Below are 237 nucleotides of genomic sequence, written 5' to 3'. Positions count from 1 at the left end.
GTACGTATACCTATACTCCAACCGCGAACTTTAGTGGCACGGATACCTTTACCTATACGGTAACGGATGCTGCTTCTGGTGAAGTGCTCACTAAGACAGTGACGGTCACGATTACTCCGGTTAACGACATCTTCACTGATGCCCCTGAAACCGTAACAACACCAGAAGATACCGCTAAGAGCGGTAACTTGTTAACGGGAACCACCAGTGTTGATGGCCCGGTAACGGTAAGTACCT

General features: G+C 48.9%; 1 protein-coding gene. It reads left to right on the top strand.

The genetic code is table 11. The features are described 5' to 3' along the window. Nucleotides 1-237: Ig-like domain-containing protein (locus tag ICN19_RS10135; RefSeq protein WP_216247642.1), on the top strand; the 237-nt coding region annotated here is incomplete at both ends.

Origin of the sequence: Polynucleobacter sp. AP-Capit-er-40B-B4 (assembly GCF_018882245.1) — a bacterium.
In the GTDB taxonomy this organism is placed as follows: domain Bacteria; phylum Pseudomonadota; class Gammaproteobacteria; order Burkholderiales; family Burkholderiaceae; genus Polynucleobacter.
The sequence above is the reverse complement of the archived record's forward strand: the minus strand, read 5'-3'. Positions and strand labels throughout refer to the sequence as shown.